Genomic DNA, 2,467 nt, shown 5'->3' with positions numbered 1-2,467 from the left:
CCTGCCGGGCGTCGCGGTGCAGCGCGACCAGGGCGAAGGCCGCTACGTCGTCGTGCGCGGCCTCGATGCCGATTACAACAGCGTCACCATCAACGGCGCGACCGTGCCGTCGCCGGAAGCGTCGCGCCGCGCCGTCGCGCTGGACGTGCTGCCGGCGGGCCTGATCCGCGAACTGGCCGTCGCCAAGACCCTCACGCCCGACCAGGACGCGAACGCGCTGGGCGGCAGCATCGACGTCAAGACCCTGTCCGCGTTCGACCTGCCGGGCCGCCTGCTCAGCGTGGGCACGGCCGCCAGCCACGACGACCTCACGCACCGCACCAGCCCATCCGCCAACGCCCTGTGGGCGCAGCGCTTCGCGGGCGGGACGCTGGGCGTCGCGGCCGGCCTGTCGGGAGAGAAGCGCAGGTTCGGCTCGGACAACGTGGAGACGGGCGGCGCGTGGAGCGGCAACCGCTTGTCCGGCTTCGAATTGCGCGACTACCTGCCGGCACGCACGCGCCGCGCGGCCGCGCTGAACGTCGACTGGCGTCCCGATGCCGACACCAGCGTCGCCCTGCGCAGCTTCCTGTCGCGCTTTTCGGACGACGAGGTGCGCGACCGCCTCACGGTCAGCAACGTCAAGGGCGGCGCGCTGGCCGAGGGAACGACGGATACGGCCCGCGTCGAACGCCGCATCCGCCAGCGCAAGTACACGCAGGAGATCCGCTCGGTCAGCCTCGCCGCCGACCACCGCATCGACGCGTGGAAGGTCCATGCGGAAGCGGCCGGCACCCGCGCCAGCGAAGACACGCCGGAGTCGCTGAACGACGGCCGTTTCCGCGGCACGTCCAGCTTTGCCGGCATCGGCTTCACGGACGGCGTGCAGCCGCACCTGATCGCACCAGGCGCCGTGTTCGATCCGGCCAGCTACGCGCTGAACGCCATCACGCTGCAGCAGCGCTACTCGTCCGACCGCACGCACCAGCTGCGCGTGGACCTCGCGCGCGACGTCGACGCCCGCGACTGGCGCGGCAACGTGAAATTCGGCGCCAAGGCGATCCGGCGCGACAAGGACAACGACACGAACCAGTGGGCCTACAACAGCGGCAAAACCACGAGCGGCAACTACTGGGGTCCGGGTTCGACATCGATGTCCGCGTTCACGAACGGCGCCTCCTTGGACTATGCGCCGGGCACGATCGGCGCCGCGCTCGACCCAGCATTGATTCGCGCCCGCGTGGCGGGGCTCGATCGCGCCACAGCGCGCCTGGTCGCCGAATCGGCGCTGAACGACTACGGCATGCGCGAAGACATCGATGCCGGCTACGTGCAAACGAGCCTCATGCGCGGCCCGTGGACGATCCTGGCCGGCGTGCGCGCCGAACGGACGCGCTTCGCGGCCGACGGCAACGAAGTGGCCGGCACCACGATCACGCCGCGCCACGCAGATCGCAATTACACCAACTGGCTGCCCGGCGTGCAGGTGCGCTACGACATCGACCGCGCCACGAGCGTGCGTGCCGCGTGGACGAACGCCGTCGTGCGCGCCAACTTCAGCCAGCTCGCGCCCGGCATCAGCCTGGCCAGCGCGACCGAGGCGACGATCGGCAACCCGGACCTCGCGCCGCTGAAAGCACACGACCTCGACGCCGGCATCGAGCGCATCCTGGGCAGCGGCGGCGTCGTGTCGGCCTATGCGTTCTACAAGGACATCCGCAATTTCACGTATGCCGCCAACCTCGCGGGCACGGGCCGGTGGGTGGGCTATACGACGGCCACGTCATACGCGAACGGCGACGATGCCGACGTGCGCGGCCTCGAACTGGCGTGGCAGCAGCCGCTGCGCATGCTGCCCGCGCCGTTCAACGGCCTGCTCGTCGGCGCCAACGCGACGCTCACGTCGTCCAGCGCCGACATCGGCGGTCGCGGCATCCGCATGCCGGGCCAGGCGAAGCGCATGGCCAACCTGATGCTGGGGTACGAAGCGGGTCCGCTGTCCACGCGCATCGCCGTCAACTACAAGTCGCCGTATCTGCTGGAGCTGGGCGGGGACGTGAACGACCCGATGCAGGACCACATCGTCGACACGCAGAAGCAGGTCGATTTCTCGCTCGCCTGGCAACTGGGCAAGCGCTGGCAGCTGTCGTTCGACGCCGCGAACCTGAACAACGAAACCTATTACGTGTACCAGGGCGTGAAGGGCCACAACGTCCAGTACGAACGCTACGGGCGCACGTACAAGATCGGCCTGAAAGCGAGCCTGTTCTGATGAAAACGATCCTCCTGTACGCCGCGCTGCTCGCCACGACGGCCCACGCGCAAGTCATCCCGCCCGCGCTGCACGGTGCGAACGAACTGGCCGCGCTGCCCGGCGGCGGCTGGCTCGCGCTGGACAAGCACGCGCTGCGCCTCGTCGATGGCACCGGTAACGAGCGCGCCAGCGTCGCCGTGCGCGGCCGCCAGTTCGACGTGCGCGGCGGCCAGT

At 69.9% G+C, this 2,467-nt stretch carries 1 protein-coding gene and 1 pseudogene; both read left to right on the top strand.

Features of this window, described 5'->3' with window-relative positions; genetic code table 11:
* Window positions 1-2,251 (top strand): TonB-dependent receptor (locus ACEN88_RS29345; RefSeq protein WP_413345368.1); only part of this gene is annotated, 2,251 nt, incomplete at its 5' end.
* Window positions 2,251-2,467: pseudogene (locus tag ACEN88_RS29340) on the top strand (3-phytase); the annotation flags it as partial. The gene ACEN88_RS29345 and the pseudogene ACEN88_RS29340, both read left to right, overlap by 1 nt.

It is taken from the genome of Massilia sp. CT11-108, assembly GCF_047302915.1.
Lineage (GTDB): Bacteria > Pseudomonadota > Gammaproteobacteria > Burkholderiales > Burkholderiaceae_D > Telluria > Telluria orientalis.
Note: the sequence above shows the minus strand (reverse complement) of the source record. Positions and strands in the feature narration are given on the sequence as shown.